This is a genomic window from Streptomyces sp. NPDC053755, from assembly GCF_040677675.1.
Taxonomy (GTDB): Bacteria; Actinomycetota; Actinomycetes; order Streptomycetales; family Streptomycetaceae; genus Streptomyces.
In genome coordinates this window covers 64,253-71,838 of the sequence record NZ_JBFASK010000035.1, presented here as the reverse complement: position 1 = coordinate 71,838, position 7,586 = coordinate 64,253, and the positions used below count along the sequence as shown (strand labels likewise).

Genomic DNA, 7,586 nt, shown 5'->3' with positions numbered 1-7,586 from the left:
GCGAGCGAACCCGCCCGCCGGCCGCTCAGCCACCCCGGCCCCAGCCCGGCCGCCCCGCTGAACCTCCTCTGGTAGCCACATGACTCCTACGCAAGCAGCAGATCGGCCCGCCGTACCCCGGTTCAGCATCATCGTCCCGGCGTACGGCGTCGAGGCGTTTCTGCGCGACTGCCTCGACTCCGTGCTGAGCCAGTCCTTCGGGGACTTCGAGGTCATCGCCGTCAACGACGCCTCGCCCGACGCCTGCGGCGAGATCATGGACGAGTACGCCGCGCTGGACTCGCGGGTCGTCGCGGTCCAGCTCGCGGCCAACGTCGGCCTGGGCCGCGCCCGCAACGCCGGAATGGCCCGCGCCCGGGGCACGTACCTGCTCTTCCTGGACAGCGACGACACCATGCTGCCCGGCGCCCTGCAGGCGATCGCCCGGCGCCTGGAGGACACCGAGGACCCCGACCTGCTGGTCTTCGACTACTCCCGCACCCACTGGGACGGCCGGATCACGCCCAACGCGAAGGCCGCGGTCCTCGCCGAGAGCCCCCGGGGCGCCTTCACCCTGGACGAGAAGCCCGAGCTCCTCGGTCTGCTCCAGGTCGCCTGGAACAAGGCCTACCGCCGCGAGTTCGTGGAGCGCTGGGGCTTCGAGTACCCCACGGGCTACTACGAGGACACCCCCTGGACCTATCCGGTCATGGTCGCCGCCGAGCGGATCGCCGTCCTCCCCCGGGTCTGCGTCCACTACCGCCAGCGGCGCCAGGGCAGCATCCTGCACAGCAGGAGCCGCAAGCACTTCGACGTCTTCGACCAGTACGAGCTGGTGTTCGCCTTCCTGACCGAGCACCCGGAGTTCGAGCGCTGGCACGGCGCCCTCTTCGAGCGCATGCTGACCCACCTCCGGGTGATCGAGCGCTCCCCCGGCCGGCTCCCGGACGACGCCCGCGAGGAGTTCCGCACCCGCTGCCTGGCCGCCGAACGCGCCCACCGGCCCGCCGGATACGTACCGCCGCAGGGCTCGACGTCCACGGCCCGCAAGGTCGCCACCCGGCTGCCCGTGCCGCTGCGCAAGGCCGCCCGCGGCGCCTACCGGTCGGCCCGGAAACTGCGCAAGGCCCCGCGCAAGCTGCGCAAGCCGCTGCGCACGGCCGTCCTGGCCGGCTACTACCGCGCCCAGCGCATGCTGCCGGTCCAGAACGACGTCGCCGTCTTCGCCGCGTACTGGAACACCGACTACGCCTGCAACCCGGCGGCGGTCCACCAGAAGCTCCTCGAACTGGCCCCCAAGGTCAGGACGACCTGGATCCTGAAGCCCGGCGCGCGCAACACCCCGCCGCCCGGCACGAACGTCGTCCACCCCGGCTCCTTCGCCTTCTGGCGCGCGATGGCCCGGGGCAAGTACTTCGTGAACAACGTGAACTTCCCCACTCGCGTCGTCAAGCGGCCGGGCCAGATCCACGTGCAGACGCACCACGGCACCCCGCTGAAGCGCATGGGCGTCGACCTGGCCGACTACCCCGTGGCCCAGGGCGACCTCGACATGAAGTCGCTGATGCGACGGGTCGACCGCTGGGACTACAGCATCTCGGCGAACAGCTTCACCACCGCGATCTGGGACCGCGCCTACCCCGCCGAGTACACCCCGCTGGACTACGGCTACCCGCGCAACGACGTCCTCGTGAACGCCACCGAGGAGGACCGGGCGAAGGCCCGCGAGAAGGTCGGCGTCCCCGCCGGCTCGACGGTCGTGCTCTACGCGCCGACCCACCGCGACTACCACGCCGGCCCCCGCCCGATGCTGGACCTGGAGCGCTTCGCCCACCAGCTCGGCGAGGGCTACACCGTCCTGTCCCGCGCCCACTACTTCCACCTGGAAGCACCCGCGGAGGGCGGCGCGGCCGGCCACGGCATCGTCGACGTCAGCGGCTACCCCTCGGTCGAGGAGCTGTACCTCGCGGCCGACTGCCTGCTGACGGACTACTCCTCGCTGATGTTCGACTACGCGCACCTGGACCGGCCCATCGTGGTCTTCGCCAACGACTGGGAGGTCTACCGCGCCACCCGCGGCACCTACTTCGACATCCACGTCGAATCTCCTGGCCCCGTGGTGGAAACCGAGGAGGACCTGCTCGACGTCTTCCTCTCCGGACGCTGGTCGGACGAGGCGTCCGCCAAGGCGCGGGCGGAGTTCCGCAGACGTTTCTGTGAGTTCGACGACGGTTTCGCCGCGGAGCGTGTGGTGCGAAAGGTCTTCCTGAACCAGGAGAATGTACCGCCGGTGGCGCTCCCCACGGAGCGCCCGAGCCCTCCCGCACGAGGCTAGAGCTACCGTGTCCGGCGAGCCCGGCCGCCGCCGTCACGAACGAACACCTTGAGGAAAGGCGCAGTACCCCCATGCCTCCCCGCCTGTCAGTAGTCGTTCCCGTTTACAACGTGGAGCTCTTTCTCGACGAGTGTCTGCAGTCGCTCGTCGACCAGACGTTCACCGACTGGGAAGCCATCGTCGTCGATGACGGTTCCTCCGATGGCAGCCTCGCGATCGCACGACGCTGGGCGGCGAAGGACGCGCGTTTCCGTGTGGTCGAGCAGGAGAACAAGGGGCTGGGCCCCGCCAGGAACACCGGTGTCGCGCATCTCACCGCCGGCACCGAGTTCCTCGCGTTCGTCGACAGCGACGACATCGTCCTGCCGGACGCCTACGAGCGCTGCATCGCCAGCCTCGAGAAGAGCGGCTCCGACTTCGTCAGCGGAAACGTGAATCTCCTCAAGGCCGGCGAGGTCCTTCCCTCGCCGCTCCACGAGAAGCGCCTGGGCACGGACCGCACGCGGACGCACATCACCCGCGACAAGGCCCTCGTCTACGACCGCACCGCCTGGAACAAGGTCTTCCGCCGGTCGTTCTGGGACCGCCACGCGTTCGAGTTCCCCGGCATCCTCTACGAGGACGCCCCGGTCACCCTTCCGGCTCACTTCCGGGCCTCCTCCGTGGACGTGCTCGGCGCCCCCATCTACCTGTGGCGCCAGCGGACCGGCGGCGCCCCGTCGATCACCCAGCGCCGCACCGAGCCGGTCAACGTCCGCGACCGGATCCGCTCGTGCGACTCCGTGAGCCGCTTCCTGGCCTCCCAGCCCGGCGAGACGTACGCGGAGCACAAGCGCTGGTACGACGAGATCTTCGTCAGCGACGAGCTGCCCCTGTTCATGGGCGTCCTCGACGAGGCGGGTGACGAGTTCCGCACGCTGTTCATGTCCGGGGCCGCCGACTTCCTCAGCCGGGTCGACCCGCGGATCATGCCGCGCCTGACCGTCTCGCTCCGGCTCAAGTGCCACCTGATCTCCGAAGGCCGCCTGGAGGAGCTCCTCGACCTCCTCGCCTTCGAGCGCGAGACCGGCCGCGCGGTCCCCGTGACCCGCCAGGGGCTGCGCCACTTCGCCGACTACCCGGTCATCGACCGGGCCAAGGGCGACGTCCCGCGCCAGGTCCTGCGGGTCGACTCCGACTTCTCTGCCCGGGCCCGCGTCGAAGAGGTCATCTGGCGCGACGGCCGGCTGCACATCGACGGCCACGCCTACATCCGCAACCTGTCGGCCGAGAAGCCCCGGCCTGCGCTGCGCGTCCTCATGCTGCGCGAGACCGGCAGCCGCCGCACCGTCCTCGTCCGCCCCAGCCGCACCCAGGCGCCCAAGGCCACCCAGACCTCGGGCCAGTCGCTGCACAACTACGACTGGTCGGGCTTCGCCCTCGACCTCGACCCGGGCAAGCTCAAGGCCCGCGGCGGCTGGCGCGACGGCGTCTGGCGGCTGACCGTCGCCACCGTCCAGCAGGGCGTGGTGCGCCGTACGCGCCTCAAGGCCGGCGAGAGCGGCAACGCCGAGAGCCCGGCCCAGTACTGGGTGGAGGACGACGTCCGGGTCGTGCCGTACGTCGTCGACAGCCACCTCTACGTCCGCGTCGACCGGGTGCGCGCCCGGCTGAGCGCACACCGCGCCGTGGACGGCGCGATCGAGCTGACCGGTGTCCTCGGCCACGAGGCCGCGACCCCCGGCACCGCCGCCACGCTGCGCCTGACGCACGCGACCTCCGGCACCAAGCGGGAGTACCCGGTCACCCGGACGGCCGCGGCCTCGGGCGCCCAGGAGTTCTCCGTACGGGTCCCGCTCGCCGATCTGGACGTCGAGGGACGCGACTCGGAGAACCCCGAGGTGACCGACAAGTGGTCCGCCGAGCTGGTCCTCGCCGGCGGCAGGAAGTTCCCGGTCGCGGTGGACGACAAGCACGGCGACCTGGGCCGCCAGCACCCGGTCACCGCGGACGCCACCGCCCCCTGGGGCACCCGGGCCGTCGCCGTGACCAACGACGGTGTCGGACGTCTGGTACTGCGCACCCAGCCGCTCCAGCCCATGGTCGGCACCGTCACCGTCACCCCCGAGGGCCGGATCGTCCTGGAGGGCTCCGTGCCCGCCACCGTGGACGAGCCGGTCGAGCTGGTGCTGCGCCACAGCCGCCACGCGGAGGAGCACGCCCACCCGGTCACCGTCGAGGACGGCGTCTTCCGGGCCGACTTCCTGCCCGTCCCGACCGGGATCACCGAGGTCCCGCTGCGCCAGGGCCGCTGGTACCTCTTCGCCCGCACCGCCGAGAGCCGCTTCGAGGTGCCCCTCCGGGTCGTCCCGGCCTCCCTGCCCCAGCTGCCGGTCGGCTTCACCGTCCGCGGCCGGGACTACACCCTCACGCACCGCTTCTACGACCGGCTGCTCGTCGAGGCCGCTCCCGACCTCGGCACGGAGGAGTTCGGCTGGTACCGCCAGCGCGAGCTGCGGACCAAGCTCTACGCCGAGGCGCGGACCGCGCCCCTGCGGGACACCGTGCTCTACGCCTCCTTCTCCGGCCGCCAGTACTCCGACTCGCCGCGCGCGGTCTACGAGGAGCTGCTGCGCCAGGGCTCGGACCTGGAGCACGTGTGGGTCGTGGAGGACCGCCGGGCCCACATCCCGGAGGGCGTCAAGGTCATCCGCCGGTGGAGCCGCGAGTGGTACGAGGCCCTGGGCCGCAGCCGCTTCATCGTCACCAACACCCACCTGCCGCACTGGATCAGGCGCCGCGACGGCCAGGTGATCGTGCAGACGTGGCACGGCACCCCGCTCAAGCGGATCGGTCACGACATCGACAGCGTGCAGTTCGCGGACCGCAAGTACCTCTCCAAGGTCGCCGAGGAGACGCCGAGCTGGAGCTTCCTCGTCTCCCCCAACCGCTTCTCGACGCCCATCATGAAGCGGGCGTTCCAGTACGACGGGGAGATCCTGGAGTCCGGCTACCCGCGCAACGACGTCCTGCTGTCCGACAAGACGGAGGACGTGACGCGCGCCGTGCGCGAGCGGATCGGTCTGCCGGAGGGCAAGAAGGTCGTGCTGTACGCGCCGACCTGGCGGGACGACCAGTTCTACCAGGCGGGCAACTACAAGTTCGATCTGCGCCTGGACGTCGAGAAGGCCGCCGCGCGACTGGGCGAGGACCACGTCCTGCTGGTCCGCAAGCACTCGAACATCGTCGACGCCGTCCCCGGCGCGGGCGACGGCTTCGTCTACGACGTCTCCAGCTATCCCGACATCGCCGAACTGTTCCTGATCACCGACGTACTGATCACGGACTACTCCTCCCTCATGTTCGACTTCGCGAACACGGGACGGCCGATGCTCTTCTTCACGTACGACCTCGAGTACTACCGGGACCAGCTCCGCGGCTTCTACTTCGACTTCGAGAAGCGTGCTCCCGGCCCGCTGCTCCAGACCTCCGACGAACTCATCGAGGCCCTGGCCGACATCGAGCGCATCAGCGCCGGATACACCGAGGCATACGGTGAGTTCCGGGACGTCTTCTGCGACCTCGACGACGGCCACGCCTCCGAGCGCGTGATCCGGCGGATGCTGGAACTGGCGTACCCCGACCGAACGTCCACCGATCCCGCGGAGAAGCGTTGAGACTGCCGACCATTCCCTACGTGAGCGAGCGGCTGGAACGGATCCCGGCTCAGCGGCGGCTGCCCCTCGCGGTGTACGCCGTCACCCAGGTGATCTTCCTGGTCTGGTGGGCGGCCTTCTACCCGGGCGGGATGAGCTACGACTCCATCTCGTACGTCTGGCACGTCACCACCGGCCACTGGATGTCGAACCACTCGGTGGCCTACGACGGCCTGGTGTGGCTCTCGCTCCAGATCACCGGTGACCTCGCCGCGCTCACCTTCCTGCAGACCGTGGCGATGGCCGCGTCCCTCGCCTATGTGACGGTGACGCTGCGCCAGTTCGGCGTGCGGGGCAAGTGGAGCGCCACGGCCGCGATCGCCTGCGCGGTGCTGCCCTCCATCGGCGCCTTCACCGTGTTCGTGTGGAAGGACGTGCCTTTCGCGATCGGCGGGATCCTCGCCTTCGGTGCGGCGGGCCGCCTCGCGGCACGGCGCATGCGGGGCGAACAGTCCGTCCGGGACAAGGCGTTCCGCAACGAGATCGCGGTCCTCTTCCTCGGCTTCGTGTGCATGGGGATCTTCCGGAACAACGGCCTGCTCGTCGCCGTCATCGCCGTTCCGGTGCTGCTGCTCGTCCTTCCGAAGATGCGGCGCTGGCTGCTCTTCGCGACCGTCGTGCCGGTGCTCATCGCCGCGGTCCTCAACACCGTGATCTACCCGGCCATGGGGGTGCAGACGCCCACCAAGGACCAGGTGTACGCGATGAACTACGCGGACATCGCGGTGGTCTACGGCAAGGTCCCGCAGACCTTCACCAAGGCCGACAAGGAGCTGATGGCGAAGGTCGCTCCGATGGACCACTGGAGCGGGCGCGCGGCGAACTGCTACAACGCCGACTGGGCGATGCAGAAGCCGATGAACCGCAAGGCGGCGGCGCGGCTCAACAGCGAGCTGATCGACCTGTGGGTGCGGACCATGAAGCGCACGCCGGACCAGATGATCGCGGCGCGTCTGTGCCGCTCGCACATCGCCTGGTCCCCGTTCCCCGGGCCCCGGGAGATGATGGGCCACACGCTGATCAGCCCGCCGGCGGTGCCGAAGAACCTCTTCGGCTGGGCGGACTGGAACGAGGACATGAAGGACAGCCCGTACCGTCCGCTGCTCAAGATCCGTCCGCTGTCGGAGACGCTGAACGACGCGGCGTACTTCACCTGGATGGCCAGCAAGACTCCGCAGCTCCAGTGGCTGCTGTTCCGGGGCGCGATCTGGTGCTACGCGGCGTACGCCGTCGTGCTGGCGTTCTCCCGCCGCAACCGCACCTGGACGCCGCTCGCGCTCATCGCGATCCCGCTGGCGCTGCAGCTGACGGTGGTGGCCGCGAACCCGGCTCCGCTGGCCCGCTACATGTTCGCGCCGATGTTCATCGGCATCCTGACGCTCCCGCTGATCGGCGCGAAGCCCCGCTTCGGCAAGCAGGGCACGCGGAAGCCGTCGGCGTCGGAGCCGAAGCCCCAGCACGACCCGGAGCCCGAACCCGAACGGGTCCACTGACGCTTCCGTGACGACGAGGGGCCCGGCCGGTGACGGCCGGGCCCCTCGTCGTTCCCGGGACGAGAAAACAGCACCGCGCCGGAC

3 protein-coding genes are annotated in these 7,586 nt (G+C 70.1%); all 3 read left to right on the top strand.

All coding sequences use genetic code 11. The features are described 5' to 3' along the window. Window positions 1–79: 79 nt before the first annotated feature. The 3 genes from AB0K65_RS26985 to AB0K65_RS26975 all read left to right on the top strand — a co-directional run bounded on the left by AB0K65_RS26985 (window position 80) and on the right by AB0K65_RS26975 (window position 7,502). Window positions 80–2,314 (top strand): bifunctional glycosyltransferase family 2 protein/CDP-glycerol:glycerophosphate glycerophosphotransferase, encoded by a 2,235-nt coding sequence (locus tag AB0K65_RS26985; protein WP_365720886.1) that lies wholly within the window; start codon window positions 80–82, stop codon window positions 2,312–2,314. Window positions 2,315–2,385: 71 nt separating this feature from the next. Then, window positions 2,386–5,970: a CDP-glycerol glycerophosphotransferase family protein gene (locus AB0K65_RS26980; RefSeq protein WP_365720884.1), complete on the top strand. Its 3,585-nt coding sequence runs from the start codon at window positions 2,386–2,388 to the stop codon at window positions 5,968–5,970. Between the two features lie 20 nt (window positions 5,971–5,990). Next, window positions 5,991–7,502 carry a DUF6020 family protein gene (locus tag AB0K65_RS26975; RefSeq protein ID WP_365720882.1) on the top strand — a complete coding sequence of 504 codons (1,512 nt, stop codon included), beginning with the start codon at window positions 5,991–5,993 and terminating at the stop codon, window positions 7,500–7,502. Window positions 7,503–7,586: the final 84 nt, after the last annotated feature.

What these genes read in the sequence shown, in the direction of transcription:
- AB0K65_RS26980 (WP_365720884.1), top strand. Translation starts at nt 2,386, where the DNA reads ATGCCTCCCCGCCTGTCAGTAGTCGTTCCCGTTTACAACGTGGAGCTC.
- AB0K65_RS26985 (WP_365720886.1), top strand. Translation starts at nt 80, where the DNA reads ATGACTCCTACGCAAGCAGCAGATCGGCCCGCCGTACCCCGGTTCAGC.